At 59.6% G+C, this 18,195-nt stretch carries 17 protein-coding genes and 1 pseudogene; 11 read left to right on the forward strand and 7 right to left on the reverse strand.

Annotated features, from left to right (window positions below; all coding sequences use genetic code 11):
* The first annotated feature begins 270 nt into the window (after nucleotides 1–270).
* The 10 genes from KW848_RS21895 to KW848_RS21940 all read left to right on the forward strand — a co-directional run bounded on the left by KW848_RS21895 (nucleotide 271) and on the right by KW848_RS21940 (nucleotide 7,297).
* Nucleotides 271–1,245 carry a KpsF/GutQ family sugar-phosphate isomerase gene (locus KW848_RS21895; RefSeq protein ID WP_218538031.1) on the forward strand — a complete coding sequence of 325 codons (975 nt, stop codon included), beginning with the start codon at nucleotides 271–273 and terminating at the stop codon, nucleotides 1,243–1,245.
* Entirely contained in the window at nucleotides 1,245–1,769 is a 525-nt protein-coding gene (locus tag KW848_RS21900) for an HAD family hydrolase (RefSeq protein WP_033057989.1), read from the forward strand. Before KW848_RS21895 ends, KW848_RS21900 begins: the two co-directional genes overlap by 1 nt.
* A gap of 7 nt (nucleotides 1,770–1,776) precedes the next feature.
* On the forward strand, nucleotides 1,777–2,349 hold the full coding sequence (lptC, locus tag KW848_RS21905; RefSeq protein ID WP_218538032.1) for an LPS export ABC transporter periplasmic protein LptC: 573 nt from the start codon (nucleotides 1,777–1,779) through the stop codon (nucleotides 2,347–2,349).
* Nucleotides 2,336–2,884, forward strand: a complete 549-nt coding sequence (gene lptA, locus KW848_RS21910; protein ID WP_111450405.1) for a lipopolysaccharide transport periplasmic protein LptA — start codon at nucleotides 2,336–2,338, stop codon at nucleotides 2,882–2,884. The genes lptC and lptA overlap by 14 nt, the downstream gene beginning before the upstream one ends.
* Entirely contained in the window at nucleotides 2,884–3,609 is a 726-nt protein-coding gene (gene lptB, locus KW848_RS21915; RefSeq protein ID WP_008150757.1) for an LPS export ABC transporter ATP-binding protein, read from the forward strand. Before lptA ends, lptB begins: the two co-directional genes overlap by 1 nt.
* A gap of 183 nt (nucleotides 3,610–3,792) precedes the next feature.
* On the forward strand, nucleotides 3,793–5,286 hold the full coding sequence (locus tag KW848_RS21920) for an RNA polymerase factor sigma-54 (protein WP_218538033.1): 1,494 nt from the start codon (nucleotides 3,793–3,795) through the stop codon (nucleotides 5,284–5,286).
* A gap of 74 nt (nucleotides 5,287–5,360) precedes the next feature.
* The gene (gene hpf / locus KW848_RS21925) at nucleotides 5,361–5,669 is read left to right on the forward strand and encodes a ribosome hibernation-promoting factor, HPF/YfiA family (RefSeq protein WP_007941242.1); all 309 of its coding nucleotides are present in this window, start codon (nucleotides 5,361–5,363) and stop codon (nucleotides 5,667–5,669) included.
* 12 nt (nucleotides 5,670–5,681) lie between these two features.
* Entirely contained in the window at nucleotides 5,682–6,146 is a 465-nt protein-coding gene (gene ptsN / locus KW848_RS21930) for a PTS IIA-like nitrogen regulatory protein PtsN (protein WP_111450406.1), read from the forward strand.
* 2 nt (nucleotides 6,147–6,148) lie between these two features.
* Nucleotides 6,149–7,006, forward strand: coding sequence for an RNase adapter RapZ (rapZ, locus tag KW848_RS21935; protein WP_192410155.1), 858 nt, complete (start codon nucleotides 6,149–6,151; stop codon nucleotides 7,004–7,006).
* 15 nt (nucleotides 7,007–7,021) lie between these two features.
* Nucleotides 7,022–7,297: an HPr family phosphocarrier protein gene (locus KW848_RS21940; protein ID WP_111450408.1), complete on the forward strand. Its 276-nt coding sequence runs from the start codon at nucleotides 7,022–7,024 to the stop codon at nucleotides 7,295–7,297.
* A 52-nt stretch (nucleotides 7,298–7,349) separates the two neighbouring features.
* On the opposite strand, the pseudogene KW848_RS21945 reads toward KW848_RS21940, so the two are convergent.
* Nucleotides 7,350–7,532 (reverse strand): annotated as a pseudogene (locus tag KW848_RS21945) (ZIP family metal transporter); the annotation flags it as partial.
* Nucleotides 7,533–7,746: 214 nt separating this feature from the next.
* Nucleotides 7,747–9,093 carry a metalloprotease PmbA gene (gene pmbA, locus KW848_RS21950; RefSeq protein ID WP_111450409.1) on the reverse strand — a complete coding sequence of 449 codons (1,347 nt, stop codon included), beginning with the start codon at nucleotides 9,091–9,093 and terminating at the stop codon, nucleotides 7,747–7,749.
* 108 nt (nucleotides 9,094–9,201) lie between these two features.
* On the opposite strand from pmbA, the gene yjgA reads away from it, so the two are divergent.
* Nucleotides 9,202–9,726 carry a ribosome biogenesis factor YjgA gene (gene yjgA / locus KW848_RS21955; protein ID WP_192410153.1) on the forward strand — a complete coding sequence of 175 codons (525 nt, stop codon included), beginning with the start codon at nucleotides 9,202–9,204 and terminating at the stop codon, nucleotides 9,724–9,726.
* 48 nt (nucleotides 9,727–9,774) lie between these two features.
* On the opposite strand, the gene tldD is transcribed toward yjgA, so the two are convergent.
* From tldD to KW848_RS21980, 5 genes are all read right to left on the reverse strand, one after another.
* On the reverse strand, nucleotides 9,775–11,217 hold the full coding sequence (gene tldD / locus KW848_RS21960; RefSeq protein WP_008148876.1) for a metalloprotease TldD: 1,443 nt from the start codon (nucleotides 11,215–11,217) through the stop codon (nucleotides 9,775–9,777).
* A gap of 18 nt (nucleotides 11,218–11,235) precedes the next feature.
* Nucleotides 11,236–12,084 carry a carbon-nitrogen hydrolase family protein gene (locus KW848_RS21965; protein ID WP_218538034.1) on the reverse strand — a complete coding sequence of 283 codons (849 nt, stop codon included), beginning with the start codon at nucleotides 12,082–12,084 and terminating at the stop codon, nucleotides 11,236–11,238.
* 78 nt (nucleotides 12,085–12,162) lie between these two features.
* Nucleotides 12,163–15,966, reverse strand: a complete 3,804-nt coding sequence (locus tag KW848_RS21970; RefSeq protein ID WP_218538035.1) for a YhdP family protein — start codon at nucleotides 15,964–15,966, stop codon at nucleotides 12,163–12,165.
* A 75-nt stretch (nucleotides 15,967–16,041) separates the two neighbouring features.
* Nucleotides 16,042–17,499 (reverse strand): ribonuclease G, encoded by a 1,458-nt coding sequence (rng, locus tag KW848_RS21975; protein ID WP_033058026.1) that lies wholly within the window; start codon nucleotides 17,497–17,499, stop codon nucleotides 16,042–16,044.
* A gap of 57 nt (nucleotides 17,500–17,556) precedes the next feature.
* Entirely contained in the window at nucleotides 17,557–18,153 is a 597-nt protein-coding gene (locus KW848_RS21980; RefSeq protein ID WP_218538036.1) for a nucleoside triphosphate pyrophosphatase, read from the reverse strand.
* Nucleotides 18,154–18,195 lie beyond the last annotated feature (42 nt).

An 18,195-nucleotide genomic window follows, 5' to 3' on the forward strand; every position in this document is an offset into this window, starting at 1 on the left:
TCCTTGCGATGCAGCCTCTCACTCGGACGCCTGACTTTCTGGCGAAAGCACATACCTCCCGGGCAGGCCGAACTGGCGGCGAACTATATCACTGCAAAGGCCAAGCGCCCAAGGCCCAAGCCGGGCCATGTTGAGCAACATGACGAGGTAAAAGCTTCTATTTAGGGGTATTCGGTAACCGGGAATGACAAAGCGCGACGAACTTGCGTGAGGGTTTCGATCATTACCGTTATAATCGCCGCCTTTTCATCAGGCTATACGATTTCTGACATGAGCCAATCCAGCGACCTGATTCAATCAGCACAACGCACCATCCGCCTCGAACTGGAAGCCGTACAAGGCTTGTTGCCCCGTATCGACGCGGATTTCGTACGCGCTTGCGAAATGATTCTGGCCAGCAAAGGGCGCGTGGTCGTGGTCGGCATGGGCAAATCGGGGCACATCGGCAACAAGATCGCCGCCACCCTGGCCAGCACCGGCACCACAGCCTTTTTCGTGCACCCGGCCGAAGCCAGCCACGGCGATATGGGCATGATCACCCGCGACGACATCATCCTGGCGCTGTCGAACTCCGGCTCTACCAATGAAATCGTCACCCTGCTGCCGCTGATCAAGCGCCTGGGCATTCAATTGATCAGCATGACCGGCAACCCTGATTCACCTCTGGCGAAGGCTGCCGAGGTCAACCTCAACGTGCACGTCGAGCACGAAGCCTGTCCGCTCAACCTGGCACCGACCTCGTCGACCACTGCCGCCTTGGTCATGGGCGATGCCCTGGCCGTTGCGTTGCTGGAAGCCCGCGGTTTTACCGCTGAAGATTTCGCCTTTTCCCACCCCGGCGGCGCGCTTGGCCGACGCCTGCTGCTGAAAGTGGAAACCGTCATGCACGCCGGAGCAGAACTGCCCCAGGTGCAACGTGGCACGCTACTCAAGGACGCCTTGATGGAAATGACCCGCAAGGGCCTGGGCATGACCGCGATTGTGGAGGCCAATGGCAAACTGGCCGGGATCTTCACCGACGGCGACTTGCGCCGCACCCTTGACCGGACCATCGACATCCACCATACGACCATAGACGAGGTCATGACCGTACACGGCAAGACCGCCCGGGCCGATATGCTCGCGGCCGAGGCCCTGAAAATCATGGAAGACCATCGAATCAACGCGCTGGTAGTGGTGGACAAGGAGGACCGTCCGATCGGCGCCTTCAACCTGTCCGATCTGCTGCGTGCAGGAGTAATGTAATGAGCACCGACCTGCTGCAACGCGGCAAGAACATCAAACTGGCGGTTTTTGACGTCGATGGCGTACTGACCGACGGACGCCTGTACTTCCTCGAAGACGGCAGCGAATTCAAGACGTTCAACACCCTCGACGGCCAAGGCATCAAGATGTTGATGGCAGCCGGCGTGCAGACCGCTATCATCAGTGGCCGCAAGACCCCGGTGGTCGAGCGACGCGCGAAGAACCTCGGCATTCCACACGTGTACCAAGGGCGCGAGGACAAACTGGTGGTGCTCGACGAGCTTCTCGCCCAACTCAACCTAAGCTATGAGCAAGTCGCCTATCTCGGTGACGACCTGCCGGACCTGCCGGTGATTCGCCGCGTCGGCCTGGGCATGGCGGTGGCAAACGCCGCCAGTTTCGTCCGTGAACACGCCCACGGCATCACCCAGGCCCGCGGGGGCGAGGGTGCCGCTCGCGAATTCTGCGAATTGATCCTGCGCGCGCAGGGCCGCCTTGATGCGGCAAACGCCGCGTACCTGTGAGCCAACTATGCTGAGCAAAAAGATTCGCAAATTCCTGGTGTTCGGTTGCATCGCCGCGATATTCGCAGCGGTCGGCTACTGGAACATCAGCCCGGAACGCTTCCTCGATAAGCCAGTGGCAAAGATCGATGAAACCGCGATCGACTATTACGCGACCAACGCCCACAGCGTGCAATATCTGCCGGATGGCAGACTGCAATACGAAATGACGTCCGACAAGGTTGAACACCTGAAAGCCACCGAAGTGACGCTGCTGACCAATCCCGACCTGAACATGTTCCGCGGCACCGAGTTTCCGTGGCACGTCCAGAGCGAGCACGGCGAAGTGAATCCCGACGGCACTCAGGTCGAACTGATTGACTCGGTGCGCATCACGCGCTTCGACGAGAAAAACCGCAAGACCCTGATTACCACCACCCGCATGACAGTGTTCCCGCAGCAGCAATATGCGCAGACCGAGCAACCCGTTAGAATCGACGGCGCTGGTGGTGTGTCGACTGGCAAGGGAATGAAAGCGTATTTGAAAGAAAGCAGGATACACCTGCTATCGAACGTAAGAGGACAGTATGAGGCTCGTTAAAACCCTCCCTATTTTGCTCGGTCTGAGCGCAGCACTGGGAAGCGTGAGCGCCTGGGCACTGCCGACCGATCAAACGCAGCCTATCCGCATTCAGGCCGACGATGCCCAGCTGGACGACAAGAATGGCGTTGCCACCTATAAAGGTGACGTGATCATCACTCAGGGCTCGATGATCGTTAAAGGCAACACCGTGACCATCACCCGCACGCCGACCGGCGACATTGACGTGGTGACTTCGGTGGGCAACCTCGCCTATTTCGAGCAACTGCAAACTGCAGGCGACACCAAACCCGTTCAGGGCTGGGGCGTGACCATCCAGTACCACGCAGCGCAAAACCGCGTCGTGCTGATCGACAAGGCAAAAGTGGTCGACAAGGACAACAACGTCACCCAAGGCGAGAAAATCGTCTATGACACGGTCAAAAAGCTGGCGAGCGCCGGTCGCGCGACGGGCAACAAGGTCACCGAGTCGCGTCCGCGCATCGACATGGTGATCCAGCCGAAGAAGAAAACCGACGAGCAAAAGGCCCAGTAATGGCAACTCTGAAAGCTCAGCATCTGGCCAAGAGCTACAAGAGCCGCCAGGTCGTGCGTGACGTCAGCCTGTCGATCGACAGCGGTCAGATCGTCGGTCTCCTAGGCCCAAACGGCGCCGGCAAGACCACCTGCTTTTACATGATTGTCGGCCTGGTACAGGCCGATCAGGGCCGCGTACTGATTGACGACCTTGATGTCAGCCACCAGCCTATGCATGGTCGTGCGAAGGCCGGCATCGGCTATCTTCCGCAAGAAGCGTCGATCTTCCGCAAACTCTCGGTAGCCGACAACATCATGGCGATCCTCGAGACCCGCAAGGAACTCGACAAGGCCGGTCGTCGCCAAGAGCTGGAAAGCCTGCTACAGGAATTCCACATCAGCCACATCCGCGACAACCTCGGGATGAGCCTGTCCGGTGGTGAACGCCGCCGTGTGGAAATCGCCCGGGCACTGGCTACCAACCCGAAATTCATCCTGCTCGACGAACCGTTCGCCGGCGTGGACCCGATTTCGGTGGGCGACATCAAGCAAATCATCTATCACCTCAAGGCCAAGGGCATTGGTGTGCTGATCACTGACCACAACGTCCGTGAAACCCTGGATATCTGCGAAACCGCCTACATCGTCAACGATGGCCAGCTGATCGCCGAAGGTGACTCTGCCACCATCCTGGCCAACGACCTGGTCAAGGAAGTGTATCTGGGCCATGAGTTCCGCCTGTAAGCACTGAGGTGTCTGGCTGGTTGCCCGGGCGCTCGTCTCGATAAAAAATCAACATTTTTTTATTGTTACAGCGCTCTAGGCAAACGCTGCAGTTTCGGGCATATAATTTGCTTATGTTGGCGCTCCGGCGCCCTGTAGTGGATGGCGCATGTGCGCCGGCGAATAAGGTGTTAAGCCCCTGCCATGAAACCATCGCTAGTCTTGAGAATGGGCCAGCAGCTGACGATGACACCGCAGCTGCAACAGGCCATCCGCCTGCTCCAATTGTCGACCCTGGACCTGCAACAGGAAATCCAGGAGGCCCTGGAGTCCAATCCGATGCTCGAACGCCAGGAAGAAGGCGACGACTTCGATAACGCCGACCCCTTGGCCGACAAAGCCGAACAGCAACCCAACACCGACATTCAGGAACCTTCCTACCAGGAAACCGCCCCGACGGTTGATAACCTCGAGGAAGGCGACTGGAACGAGCGCATCCCCAACGAACTGCCCGTCGATACCGCGTGGGAAGACGTCTACCAGACCAGCGCCAGCAGCCTGCCAAGCAACGATGACGACGAGTGGGACTTCACCACCCGGACATCGGCCGGCGAAAGCCTGCAAAGCCACCTGCTGTGGCAACTGAACCTGGCCCCGATGTCCGACACCGATCGCCTGATCGCCGTGACCCTGATCGACTGCATCAACAATCAGGGCTATCTGGACGAAACCCTCGAGGAGATTCTCGAAGCCTTCGACCCGGAACTGGACATCGAACTGGACGAAATCGAAGCCGTCCTGCACCGCATCCAGCAATTCGAACCCGCTGGCATCGGCGCCCGCAACCTGGGCGAATGCCTGCTGCTGCAATTGCGCCAGCTACCCGCCAAGACGCCTTGGCTGGTCGAGGCCAAACGCCTGGTCACCGATTACATCGACCTGCTCGGCAGCCGCGATTACAGCCAGCTGATGCGTCGCATGAAGCTCAAGGAAGACGAACTGCGCCAAGTGATTGAACTGGTGCAGAGCCTCAACCCGCGCCCAGGCTCGCAAATCGAGTCCAGCGAAGCCGAATACGTCGTTCCCGACGTGATCGTACGCAAGGACAACGAGCGCTGGCTGGTGGAGCTGAACCAGGAATCCGTGCCACGACTGCGGGTCAACGCTCAATACGCCGGTTTCGTGCGCCGCGCCGACACCAGCGCCGACAACACCTTCATGCGCAATCAGTTGCAAGAGGCCCGCTGGTTCATCAAGAGCCTGCAAAGCCGCAACGAAACCCTGATGAAAGTAGCCACTCAGATCGTCGAGCATCAGCGTGGTTTTCTTGAATACGGCGACGAAGCCATGAAACCGCTGGTCCTGCATGACATCGCTGAAGCGGTGGGCATGCACGAGTCGACGATTTCACGGGTGACCACGCAGAAATTCATGCATACCCCACGGGGCATATATGAACTGAAATACTTTTTTTCCAGCCACGTCAGCACCTCCGAGGGCGGGGAATGCTCATCCACGGCGATCCGCGCGATCATCAAAAAACTGGTTGCCGCGGAAAATCAGAAAAAGCCGTTGAGTGACAGCAAGATCGCTGGTTTACTGGAGGCACAAGGCATTCAGGTGGCTCGCCGCACCGTCGCCAAGTACCGCGAATCCCTCGGGATCGCGCCTTCGAGCGAACGCAAGCGGTTGATGTAGAGCCACGCCACAGCGTTCCAGTGGCAGGCATTTCTGCCTGCCGCTTTATGCACTGGCAACGAAGGAGAAGCTGTATGCAAGTCAACATCAGTGGACACCAACTGGAAGTGACCGAACCTCTTCGCACCTACATCGGCGAAAAACTCGAACGATTAGAGAGGCATTTCGACAAGATCACCAACGTGCAGGTCACGATGACGGTCGAAAAGCTCAAGCAGAAAATCGAAGCCACGCTGCATATTCCCGGCAATGAAGTGGTCGCAAACGCGGAGCATACCGATATGTACGCGGCGATCGACGCACTGACCGACAAGCTGGATAAACAACTCAAAAAGCATAAGGAAAAGACCCAAAGCCTCCTCCAGGGCGCGACCGGTCGTTAACACTCCCAACCCATGATCCGACTTGAAAGCATCCTGACCCCCGGCCGTTCCCTCGTGAACGTGCCGGGCGGCAGTAAAAAGAAAGCCCTTGAGCAAATTGCCAACCTTATCCACAAAGAAGTGCCGGATCTGGAGATGCAAGATGTCTTCGAGGCTCTGATTGCCCGTGAAAAGCTCGGCTCAACCGGTTTTGGCAACGGCATCGCCATTCCCCATTGCCGCCTGAAGGGCTGCACCTCGCCCATCAGTGCCCTGATGCACCTTGATGCACCCATCGATTTCGACGCCATCGACGGCGCCCCGGTTGACCTGCTGTTCGTTCTGCTGGTCCCGCAAGCCGCTACCGATGCGCACCTGGAGTTACTGCGCCAGATCGCCAGCATGCTCGACCGCAAGGAAGTGCGCGAAAAACTGCGCAGCGCCTCGAGCAATGAAGCCTTGTATCAGGTTGTCCTGGACGAGCAAAACGGTCATTAATCATGCGCTTGATCATCGTCAGTGGCCGCTCCGGCTCAGGTAAAAGTACCGCACTCGATGTTCTCGAGGACAACGGCTACTACTGCATCGACAACCTGCCCGCCGGTCTGCTGCCGGAACTGGCCGAACGTGCGTTAATCCACACTGAGCTGGCGCAACCGCTGGTTGCCGTATCGATCGATGCGCGTAACTTGCCGAGTCACTTGTCGCGGTTTCCCGAACTGCTGGAAGAAGTGCGCAGCCGGCATATCCAGTGTGATGTGCTTTATCTGGACGCCGACGAAGAAACCTTGCTCAAACGGTTCTCGGAAACCCGCCGTCGTCACCCGCTGAGCAATGCCAATCGCTCGCTGGCCGAGGCCATCAACGATGAGACCGCCCTGCTCGGGCCGATTGCCGACCTCGCCGATCTCAAAGTAAACACCACCAACCTGAACCTGTATCAGCTGCGAGATACCATCAAGCTGCGGCTGTTGAACCAGCCGGAATCCGGTACGGCGTTCCTGGTGGAGTCTTTCGGTTTCAAGCGTGGCATGCCGGTGGACGCTGATCTGGTGTTCGACGTGCGCTGCCTGCCGAACCCTTACTGGAAGCCAGAGTTGCGCGATCAATCCGGGCTCGACCAACCGGTTGCCGATTACCTGGCGGCACAGCCGGACGTCGAAGAGATGTTCCAGGACATCTCCACCTACTTGTTAAAATGGCTACCCCGTTTTGCCGCCAGCAACCGCGCTTATGTCACCATTGCCATTGGCTGCACCGGCGGCCATCACCGCTCCGTCTACCTGACCGAACGTCTGGGCCAGGCCCTGCAAAAATCCCTGAAGAACGTCCAGGTTCGCCACCGCGACCTCAGCTAAAGGATTCACACCGCGATGCCTGCTCTGGAAATTGAAATCATCAACAAGCTGGGCCTGCATGCCCGCGCTTCTGCAAAATTCGTTGGCGTCGCCGGTGAGTTCAAGGATTGCACGATCAGAGTAGGACGCACGCCGGAATCCACGGTCGACGGAAAAAGCATCATGGCAATGATGATGCTCGCTGCGGGCAAGGGCACCAAAATCTACCTGAGCACCGAAGGCGAACAGGCTGATGAGGCGCTGCAGGCATTGGTGAATTTGATCAATGACTACTTCGGCGAAGGCGAGTAACACTCGCCCTGTAGCAGCTGCCGAAGGCTGCTACAAAGTTCGTGTTCAGTCGCTAAGCCAACGCCGTATCCATCACCATCATCAAGCAAAACCCGATCAGCAGCCCAAGACTTGCAAGCTTGTCGTGACCATTGCGGCGCGACTCGGGAATGACTTGGGTGACCACCAGCAACATTGCCCCGGCCGCCAGCGCCAACCCCAAGGGCAGCAACAATTCAGCCAGGCTCACCAGCCAGTGCCCATAGCCAGCCCTGGATGGTTTTGGCAGAAGTCTTAAACCAGCGCAGCCTGATAGCGCGTAGCGACTTCAGGCCAATCAATCACGCCGTAGAACGACCTCAGGGACGCCATCGCCGGCAAGCCGTGCTCCTACAGGGATGGTGCATGGCGCATTAAAAAAGGCGCGTCACCTGGTGGGTGACGCGCCTTTTTTGCTTAGCGGTAAGGGTTTAGCTACCCGCCACCGTCATCCGCTCGATCAGCACCGAACCTGTGCGAATGTTGCTGCGCAGCTCCAGGTCATTACCGACCGCAACGATCTGTTTGAACATGTCGCGCATGTTGCCGGCGATGGTCACTTCCTGGACCGCAAACTGGATTTCGCCATTCTCGACCCAGTACCCCGCCGCGCCGCGGGAGTAATCGCCAGTGACCATGTTCAGGCCCTGGCCCATCAATTCAGTCACCAGCAGGCCGCGACCCATGCGGCGTAGCAAGGCTGCCTGGTCTTCGTCACCATGGGTGACAAACAGGTTGTGCACACCGCCAGCGTTGGCGGTGCTCGGCATCCCGAGCTTACGGCCGGAGTACGTGCCGAGGATGTATGAGACCAACTCGCCTTTTTCGACGAATGGTTTGGCGTAAGTGGCCAGACCATCGCCATCGAACGCCGAACTGCCCAGCGCGCGCATCAGGTGCGGGCGCTCATCGATGGTCAGCCATTCCGGGAACAGTTTCTGCCCCAGCGTGCCCTCAAGGAACGAGGATTTGCGATACAGGCTGCCGCCGGAAATCGCCGAGAGGAAACTGCCGAACAATCCACCGGCCAGTTCCGCGGAAAACAGCACCGGCACTTCGCAGGTCGGCACCGGACGCGCCCCCAGACGGCTCGCCGCCCGTTGCGCGGCACGCTGGCCGATGCTCACCGGATCGGCCAGCAAGTTGCCCTGGCGGTTCACGTCGTACCAGTAATCGCGCTGCATCTGGCCATCGGCCTCGGCGATCATCACGCAGCTCAAGCTGTGCCGGGTCGACGCGTAACTGCCGATAAAACCGTGGCTGTTACCGTAGACACGGCAGCCCTGATGGGTGCTGAGGGTGGTGCCATCGGCGTTCTTGATCCGGCTGTCGGTGGCAAACGCCGCCGCTTCACAGGCCAGGGCCTGCTCGATGGCTTGTTCCGGGGTAATGTCCCATTCGTGGAACAGGTCGAAATCCTGCAGATCCTTGGCCATCAGCGCAGCGTCCGCCAGGCCCGAAGCTTCGTCTTCAGACGTGTGCTTGGCGATGGCCAGCGCGGCGGCGACGGTTTCGCGAATCGCCTCCGGACCGCTGGCGGACGTGCTGGCCGAGCCCTTGCGCTGACCAACGTACAAGGTGATGCCGAAACCCTGATCGCGGTTGAATTCGACGGTTTCGACTTCACGCTGACGCACGGAGGTGGAAAGGCCCTGCTCCAGGGACACCGCCACTTCACAGGCACTGGCGCCCTGGCGCTTGGCTTCAGCGATGATCTGCTCGACTTGTTCTTGCAGTGCCGGCAACGCTTGTGGGCCGACGCTTTCAACTGCACTCATGCTGTTCTCCACTCAAATTCTGCTTTCGGCTAGGGCCTTCGAGCGACCGGGCCGGACAAGCGGCCCCCGACTGGTTATCATGGCGGCGTTTCTTTGCGGACGGCCACCATGGTTGATTCTTACGACGACTCCCTCGATACGGGAGAAAAAAGCAAATCCCAGGTTAAACGCGAGCTTCATGCTCTGGTTGACCTCGGCGAGCGCCTTACAACGCTCAAGCCTGACTTGCTGGCAAAACTGCCGTTGACCGACGCTATGCGCCGGGCACTGGCTGATGCGCCCAAGCACACCGCGAATATCGCGCGTAAACGGCACCTTGGCTTCATCGGCAAACTGATGCGCGATCAGGACACTGACGCCATTCTGACGCTGCTCGATCAACTCGATGCCTCCACTCGGCAGTACAACGAACGTTTCCATGGCCTGGAACGCTGGCGCGATCGCTTGATCGCGGGCGACGATGCGGTCCTGGAGAAGTTCGTGGTCGACTTCCCGGAGGCTGATCGTCAACAATTGCGCTCCCTGATCCGTCAGGCCCAGCACGAACTGGCGACCAACAAGCCACCGGCATCGAGCCGTAAAATCTTCAAGTACATCCGTGAGCTGGACGAGACTCAACGCGGTTTGCGTTAAATCTCGAATCGGGTGAGTCGCTACGCGGTTCACCCGAAGCTCCATCCCTCAAGATCCTGTGCCACCCACAGTGATCGCATCGATTTTCAGCGTTGGCTGGCCGACACCCACCGGCACCGACTGCCCATCCTTGCCACACGTCCCCACGCCGCTGTCCAGCGCCAGATCGTTACCGACCATCGACACCTTGCTCATGGCTTCAGGGCCATTGCCGATCAACGTCGCGCCTTTGACCGGGGCCGTAATCTTGCCGTCTTCGATCAGGTACGCCTCGCTGGTGGAGAACACGAACTTGCCACTGGTGATGTCCACCTGACCGCCGCCGAGGTTGGCGCAGTAGATGCCGCGTTTCACCGAGGCGATGATTTCTGCCGGATCGCTTTCGCCCGCCAGCATGTAGGTGTTGGTCATGCGCGGCATTGGCAGGTGCGCGTAGGATTCGCGACGACCGTTACCGGTACGGGCCACGCCCATCAGACGGGCGTTGAGTTTGTCCTGCATGTAGCCTTTGAGTACGCCGTTTTCGATCAGTGTCGTGCACTCGGTCGGGGTGCCTTCATCATCGACGCTCAGGGAACCGCGACGACCGGCCAGCGTGCCATCATCGACGATGGTGCAAAGTTTGGACGCAACCATCTCGCCCATGCGCCCGCTGTAGGCCGAACTGCCCTTGCGGTTGAAGTCGCCTTCCAGACCGTGGCCGACCGCTTCGTGCAGCAGCACGCCGGACCAGCCGGAACCCAATACCACCGGCAACGTACCGGCCGGCGCAGGAATGGCTTCCAGATTCACCAACGCCTGACGCAGCGCCTCACGGGCGTAGCTCATGGCGCGGTCATCGCTGAGGAAATAACGGTAATCGGTACGACCGCCACCGCCATGACCGCCGCGTTCACGGCGACCATTCTGCTCGACGATCACGCTGACGTTAAAACGTACCAGCGGCCGTACATCGGCGGCCAGGCCGCCGTCAGTGGAGGCCACAAGGATTCGTTCCCAGACGCCGGCCATGCTCACGGTGACTTGCTGAATACGCGGGTCGAGGGCGCGAGTCGCGACGTCGATACGCTTGAGCAGTTCGACCTTCTCGGCACGGGTCATCACTTCCAACGGGTTGTCCGGCCCGTACAACTGTGCGACATCCTGCGTCGTGAAGGCTTGCACCGTGCCGTTCTGACCAGCGCGGGAGATCGAGCGTGCAGCGCGGGCCGCGGCGCCGAGGGCTTCAAGGGTAATGGCATTGCTGTAGGCAAAACCGGTTTTCTCACCCGATTGCGCTCGCACGCCCACACCTTGGTCGAGATTGAAGCTGCCTTCCTTGACGATCCCGTCCTCCAGCGCCCAGGACTCGGAAATCTGCCCCTGGAAATACAGGTCGGCGGCATCGATGCCCGGGCCGGCCAGATCGCCGAGCACACCTTGCAGGCTCTCGATTGTTACGCCGCCGGGCGCCAGGAGGTGTTCACTGACTGAGGACAACAACTCGCTCATATGCTTTACGCCTTAAATTCATCGTTCTGAGGCAGGTCGCTGTGCGCCCTGCGAGAAAAAGCGCCGGTGACTGGACACCGGCATCCGCGCCCTGATGGACGCCTGTTCGCTGCTATCGCGTTCGGCCAGCAGCACGGCCTCGCCTTGATCCTGTTGCGCCAGCACACGTCCCCACGGGTCGATAATCGCGGCATGGCCAAAGGTTTCTCGCGGCCCCGGATGCGTCCCACCCTGGGCAGCCGCGAGCACATAACATTGGGTTTCGATGGCCCGCGCGCGAATCAACACCTCCCAATGCGCCGCACCGGTCACCGCGGTAAAGGCCGACGGCGCGGTAATCAACTCGGCACCGGCAGCGCGTAATTCACTGTACAGCTCCGGGAAGCGCAGGTCGTAACACACCGTCAATCCGACTCGACCGACGGGCGTGTCCGCCACAACGACCCCACTGCCATAAGCATAGTCATCGGATTCGCGATAACGCCCGCGATTGTCCGCCACATCGACGTCGAAGAGGTGCAACTTGTCATACCGTGCAACGGTTTCGCCGTGGTCATCCACCAGCAGCGAGCAGGCATGCACTTTCGCCGTCGGCTGATCCACCGGTGGCAACGGCAACGTGCCGGCCACTATCCATAACTTGAGGTCGCGGGCGGTCTGTTTCAACCATGGCAGGATCGGACCTTCGCCCAACGCCTCGGCGCGACCGATGTCGGCGATGTCGCGACGGCCCATGGCGGCGAAGTTTTCTGGAAGCACAGCCAGCTGCGCGCCACGGGCTGCCGCTTGCTCAAGCAGCCGGCGGGCCTGGGCCAGATTGACCAGTACATCGCTCTGGCTGACCATTTGAATTACCGCAAAAGACATGGCCTTTTCCTGATCTGGAATCAACATATACAGGGGACTTACGGCCATGCTACTCCATCGGCCTGAGGCGTGGCGTTGTCAAAAAGGCTTGTCGAAGGTGATTTTCGGCTCTTTCCACGGCCCCTTGACGGTGTATTGGACGCTGGCGTAACGCGCCACACGGTCACCGATCAGCTTATCGATCAGGAACAGCGCGCCGCCAATAGCCGGAGCACCGACGATCAGCGCGGCAATCGGCAGGTTGTTGGTCACAGGCAACGTCACCAGCAACTTGGCATCGATCTGGTCACCCACCAGGTTCAGAGTGCCGTTGAGCTCAACATTGCTCGACGGGCCGGTCATCTGGATCGGCTCCTTGGTCACGTAAACGCCGTTGGTCGCGACCAACAAACCCTTGACCCGGTCATAACTCAGGCCTTTGCCAAACAAGTCAGAGAAGTCCAGACGCAGACGGCGACCGATGGAGTTGAAGTTGAGCAGGCCAAATACCCGCAGGGCCTGGGCGCTGCCCTCGACTTCAACAAACTGGCCTTTATTGAGCGACGCATCGAGGGTGCCGGAGAACCGCTTGCTGGCCAGCCAGGCCGGAGAACCCGGCCAGCGACCATCGACATCCATATGAAAATTTTCACTGGTGACACTCGGCGCAAAGCCCCAGCCCTTCAGTACATCGGCGAGATTCTTGCCGCTGATCCGGCCCTTGTACCAACTGCTGCTGGAACCGGGCACACCTTCCCAACCGCCGTTGCCCTGCAGGAGAATGCCCTTGAGGCCCAGATCCAGCATATTAAGCGCAATGCCCTTGGCGGTCGGACGGACTTTCAGATACCAGGCCCCGACGAGGTCCTTGCCCTGGAACAGCTGATTGATGGTGATATCCAGTGCCGGGATCTTCGTCGGATCCACCGAGGCCAGCGGATCCGGCGAGTTTTCGTCGGCCAGGACCGTCGGGTCTGGCGCCGGCAAACGCACGTATTGCAGATTGATCGCAATCGGAGCGGCTTTCGCATCGGGGATGCTGGCATTGCCCTTGACCTGCTGACTGTCGAGTTGCAAGGCCCATGCAGCAGGCTTGCGGTTCAACTGCACCGAGGCCTGATCGAGCGTGGTGCCGACACCGCTGAGTTTGCCGACCTGGAGGTCCGCGCTGCTGAGCAACTGCTTGGCGTTGCCGCCCGGATCCTGGCCGGCGTACTTGTCTACCAGGTCCTTCCAGGGGCCGACATCCAGTTCCGACAGCACACCGCGTACCCGCAGGCCTTTGGCACCGGGTAGCACGGCATTGCCGCCCCCCAGGAACAACTCGCCACGACCGTCGGCAAAGTTACCGGGTGGCGCCGCAAACGTGAAGTTCGCCAGCTCACCGTAGTTGACCCAGTAGCGCCGCTCGGACCCCTGCAGGGTCATGCGGAACGTGGTGTCGCGGCCAACGTCGGCCGCCATGCCGAACGGTGCCGGCAAATCGATTGCTACACCCTTGAGGTTGGAGCTGACCATCAATTGACTGTCGGCCCCATAAAGGTTCAGTTGCAGCTGATAAGGGATCACACCGGACACTGGCAACGGCTGAGTAACATTCAGCCAGTCAGTCAGTTTCTTGACCTCGACCAGGCCGGAGCCGACGACGCGAGTCTTGAGGTTGCCGGGGCCGCCATCGGCGAAAATCTGTGCGGTAACCGGTTTATCAAAGGCGCGCGCGGTGATGTTTTGCCCGCTCAACCCCTTGGTGCTGTCGAAACGGAAATCGCCCTTGAGCTGAGTCAGCTCCAGCGTTGGCTCGGCCAGTTTCAGACGAGCCTTGGCGGTATTGAAGTCGACGAGGATCTTGGGCTGCTCGCCTTTGACCAATGGAATGTCCAGTTTCAGTTTGCCCCGCAGATCGCCCTCGCCTTCCCAATCGGCAAAGGTGGCGGCGGTGCCGATCGGCGCTTCCTGGAGAATCTTCAGGCCATCGCCCAACCCGCCGGCGAATCCGCCGTCAAGGAACAGATGGACGCTTTGCCCCGCTGGCACATGGGGAATATTGACGTAAATGTCGCTGACCTGGGTATTGAGCAGTTGACCCTTGCTGGCCAGGATCCGTACACCGCTGTCTTCAACAAACACGTCACCGGTGACATTACTGACATGTGGCCAGCCTGGCTGGAAGGCCAGTTCGGCATCGTGAACCTTGAAGAACAGGCTGATGCTGCGGGCTGTCTCGTCGGCCCCATGGTTCAGCGAACCCTGGTACTGGAAGAAGCCTTCGTCCACCGCACCTTTGAGAATCGCCGTACGCAGCCACTCGTCCAGCCCCGGGCTGAGCATTGTCGGCAAATACTTGGCGGTGTAACGACCGTCGCCGTCCACCAGACCGACCCGTAGGTCCATGTAGTCTTCCTGGGTGTGGTCGAAATGCAGTCGGATCAGGAAGTCGCCAGCAATCTTGCCCTCCTCGCCCAGCACCTTCAGGTACGGCGCGATCAAAGTGAAGGCTTCTTTATCGAGTTTCCAGGTCAGCCGGGCATTGGCCTGAATGTACTGCCATGGCTTGGCGAAGATCGGGTCCAGGTGCAGGGAAAAATCCTTGCTGTCCATGCGCAGCTCACCACCGCCCAGATCACCGCTGATGCTGCCACTGACATTTCGCGCCGCCGGAGCGCCGTGATAGGCATCGAAGCCGACCCGATCCAGATTGGCGGCAAAGCTGAACTTGCTGTCGTCGGTGGCATTAGGCCGGAAATCGATCAGCACATTGCGCAGGCCACCGGTCACTTTGAGTCGATCGACGGCCGTAGCAACGCCTTCGGGCAGCGGCCCCAAGGCATTCAGTATCGGGGTGATCGGGGTGAGGTCGAGACGGTCGGCTTGCAGATGCCAAAGCTCTTCAGTCTTGTCGGTCGCCGCGTTTTGTTTGAGTTGCAGATGCGATTCCCAGCGGGTCTCGCCAAGGCTCATGGCCAGCGAATCCAGGGTGATCAGGGCGCCTTCGGAACTGCGCTGGAAATAGCCATTGAGCGCCAGATTGTTGATCTGGATCGGCTTGCGCTCGGCGTACGCACCCTTGAGTTGCGGCGCGTTCAAGCGAATCGCAGCACTCTGCAGGTCGCCCTTGTTCCAGTTCACCCACAGCTCGCCGCCAGCCTTGAGCTCGGAAAAATTCCATTGTTGGGTCAGGCGCTCAGGCAACCATTTCGACCAGTCGCTTTGCGGCAGGCTCAAATAAGCTTCAGCCTCGCCGTCTTTCCATTCGCTGGCACGCAGGCGGGTACGCAGACTGAGGGCCACCGGTTGTCCATCGGGCAGGGTCAAACGGGCGTCGAGTCGCTGACGGGAGGCCCCGGTTTTCAGATTCAAGCCGACGTAAGTCAGGGTCAGCGGCTGCTCTTGCAGTGGCTGCAAAGTGACTTGGCTATCGAGTACCGACAGTTGCTGAACCATCTGCATGCGATTGAGCAATTGCTCAGGATCCAGCGGCTGATCCTGCTGCACCGGCAAACCTTCCAGCGCCCAATGGCCGTCCTCGCTCTCCTTGAGGCTGATCTTCAGGCCGCTGAGTTCCAGGTGAGCGATGCGCACTTCACGCGCCATCAGACTGGCCCAAAGATCCGGCACTGCGCGCACCTGATCCAGACGCAAGGCATTGGCGCCCTCGCCGACCATCACGTCGTGAGCCAGCATGATTGGAGCAAATCCGCTCCAGTTACCTTCCAGTTCACCGATATTCAGCGGCATACCCAAGGCAGCACTGGCTTTGGCTTCGACTTCGGCACGGTACTCGGCTACCAGCGGGGTCAGCTCTCGGCCGAGGCTGACGTATAACGCCAACAACACCAACACCAACGCACACAGCCCCAGCCCCCAGCGGGTCAGTGCGGCCAAAATGCGTGTCAGACGTTCCATGTCAGTTGGCTCCCATGGCAAAAATACTGCAAAAAGCTGAGGCCAGCCGTTCTAACAGGGTTGAAACATACCGATTCAGAGCAGCACCACGTCGTATTGTTCCTGGGAATACATGGTTTCCACCTGGAATCGGATGGTGCGTCCGATAAAACCTTCGAGCTCGGCGACGTTGCCCGATTCTTCATCGAGCAATCGGTCGACCACTTTCTGGTTTGCCAATACACGATAGCCTTCGGCCTGATAGGCGCGAGCTTCTCGGAGGATTTCGCGGAAAATCTCGTAGCAAACGGTTTCCGGCGTCTTGAGCTTGCCGCGCCCCTGACAGCTGCTGCACGGTTCGCACAGTACTTGTTCAAGACTTTCGCGGGTGCGCTTGCGAGTCATCTGCACCAGGCCCAATTCGGTGATGCCGATGATATTGGTCTTGGCGTGATCGCGCTCCAGTTGCTTCTCGAGCGTGCGCAGCACCTGACGCTGGTGCTCTTCATCTTCCATGTCGATGAAGTCGATGATGATGATCCCGCCCAGGTTGCGCAGGCGCAGCTGGCGAGCAATGGCGGTCGCGGCTTCGAGGTTGGTCTTGAAAATGGTTTCTTCGAGGTTGCGATGACCGACGAACGCCCCGGTGTTGACGTCGATGGTGCTCATGGCTTCCGCCGGATCGACCACCAGGTAACCGCCGGATTTCAGCGGGACTTTACGTTCCAGGGCTTTCTGGATTTCGTCTTCGACGCCGTACAGATCGAAGATAGGCCGCTCGCCCGGGTAATGCTCAAGACGATCGGCGATTTCCGGCATCAGCTCGGCGACGAACTGCGTGGTTTTCTGGAAGGTTTCCCGGGAGTCGATCCGGATCTTCTCGATCTTCGGGCTCACCAGGTCCCGCAAGGTGCGCAGTGCCAGGCCGAGGTCTTCGTAGATCACACTCGGCGCGCTGATGGTTTTGATCTGCTCGTTGATCTGATCCCAGAGACGACGCAGGTAGCGAATGTCCATGAGGATTTCATCGGCACCGGCACCTTCGGCAGCGGTACGCAGGATGAAGCCACCCGCCTCTTGAATGCCTTCTTTGGCCACGCAATCAGTGACCACTTGTTTGAGACGTTCGCGCTCGGCTTCGTCTTCGATCTTCAACGAAATGCCAACGTGTGCGGTGCGCGGCATGTACACCAGATAACGCGATGGAATCGACAACTGAGTCGTCAGGCGTGCGCCTTTTGAGCCGATCGGGTCCTTGGTGACTTGCACCACCAGGCTCTGACCTTCGTGAACCAGCGCGCTGATGCTCTCGACCGCCGGGCCTTCGCGCAGGGAGATTTCCGAGGCATGAATGAACGCGGCGCGGTCCAGACCGATGTCGACGAAGGCCGCCTGCATGCCGGGCAATACCCGCACGACCTTGCCTTTATAGATGTTGCCGACGATCCCGCGCTTTTGCGTGCGCTCGACGTGGACCTCTTGCAGAACACCGTTTTCAACCACCGCCACGCGCGATTCCATCGGCGTGATGTTGATCAGGATCTCTTCACTCATGGCAGGGTCTCGTTCAGGCATGTTCACGATAATGGCCGCATCTTGTCAGTACGACGCTCAACGCGCGTTAAGGGTTTGCCAACAGGGTATGCCGAAATGGCCGAGCAGCTCAGCGGTTTCGCACAGCGGTAACCCGACCACCGCCGAGTAACTGCCATTGAGTCCGGCGACAAACACCGCGCCGAGCCCTTGAATGCCATAGCCGCCGGCCTTGTCCTGCGGCTCGCCGCTGGCCCAGTAGGCCACCGCTTCTTCGCGACTGATGTGGCGAAAGCGCACCAGACTGCGCACCACCCGAGACTCGCAACGCTCACCGTCTCGCACCGCAATCGCCGTCAGGACTTCATGTTCACACCCGGACAACATCATAAGCATGGCGCACGCCTCGGCTTCGTCCACCGGCTTGCCGAGAATTTTCCCGTCCAGCACCACGGCGGTATCGGCACCCAGCACGCAAGAGTCTGCGTCGGACACGACCGCGCCGCGTCCGGCCTCGGCTTTGCCGCGCGCCAGGCGTTCGACATAGGCCGACGGGGATTCATTGTTTAAAGGGGTTTCATCGATGTCCGCGCTGATGGCGGTGAACGGCACGCCGATCTGCGTGAGCAGTTCACGTCGACGCGGCGAGCCTGAGGCGAGGTACAGCTGTTTCATCAAGACATCTCCCTGTCGAGGTGCGGGCAAATGCCTGACCGA

This window comes from Pseudomonas sp. PDM25 (genome assembly GCF_019219045.1).
Classification (GTDB): Bacteria; Pseudomonadota; Gammaproteobacteria; order Pseudomonadales; family Pseudomonadaceae; genus Aquipseudomonas.

Coding starts and splice junctions, on each gene's coding strand:
- lptC (WP_218538032.1), top strand. CDS start 1,777: ATGCTGAGCAAAAAGATTCGCAAATTCCTGGTGTTCGGTTGCATCGCC.
- KW848_RS21980 (WP_218538036.1), bottom strand. CDS start 18,153: ATGAAACAGCTGTACCTCGCCTCAGGCTCGCCGCGTCGACGTGAACTG.
- ptsN (WP_111450406.1), top strand. CDS start 5,682: ATGATCCGACTTGAAAGCATCCTGACCCCCGGCCGTTCCCTCGTGAAC.
- rapZ (WP_192410155.1), top strand. CDS start 6,149: ATGCGCTTGATCATCGTCAGTGGCCGCTCCGGCTCAGGTAAAAGTACC.
- tldD (WP_008148876.1), bottom strand. CDS start 11,217: ATGAGCGAGTTGTTGTCCTCAGTCAGTGAACACCTCCTGGCGCCCGGC.
- yjgA (WP_192410153.1), top strand. CDS start 9,202: ATGGTTGATTCTTACGACGACTCCCTCGATACGGGAGAAAAAAGCAAA.
- KW848_RS21895 (WP_218538031.1), top strand. CDS start 271: ATGAGCCAATCCAGCGACCTGATTCAATCAGCACAACGCACCATCCGC.
- rng (WP_033058026.1), bottom strand. CDS start 17,499: ATGAGTGAAGAGATCCTGATCAACATCACGCCGATGGAATCGCGCGTG.
- pmbA (WP_111450409.1), bottom strand. CDS start 9,093: ATGAGTGCAGTTGAAAGCGTCGGCCCACAAGCGTTGCCGGCACTGCAA.
- KW848_RS21940 (WP_111450408.1), top strand. CDS start 7,022: ATGCCTGCTCTGGAAATTGAAATCATCAACAAGCTGGGCCTGCATGCC.
- KW848_RS21920 (WP_218538033.1), top strand. CDS start 3,793: ATGAAACCATCGCTAGTCTTGAGAATGGGCCAGCAGCTGACGATGACA.
- KW848_RS21965 (WP_218538034.1), bottom strand. CDS start 12,084: ATGTCTTTTGCGGTAATTCAAATGGTCAGCCAGAGCGATGTACTGGTC.
- lptA (WP_111450405.1), top strand. CDS start 2,336: ATGAGGCTCGTTAAAACCCTCCCTATTTTGCTCGGTCTGAGCGCAGCA.
- KW848_RS21970 (WP_218538035.1), bottom strand. CDS start 15,966: ATGGAACGTCTGACACGCATTTTGGCCGCACTGACCCGCTGGGGGCTG.
- KW848_RS21900 (WP_033057989.1), top strand. CDS start 1,245: ATGAGCACCGACCTGCTGCAACGCGGCAAGAACATCAAACTGGCGGTT.
- hpf (WP_007941242.1), top strand. CDS start 5,361: ATGCAAGTCAACATCAGTGGACACCAACTGGAAGTGACCGAACCTCTT.
- lptB (WP_008150757.1), top strand. CDS start 2,884: ATGGCAACTCTGAAAGCTCAGCATCTGGCCAAGAGCTACAAGAGCCGC.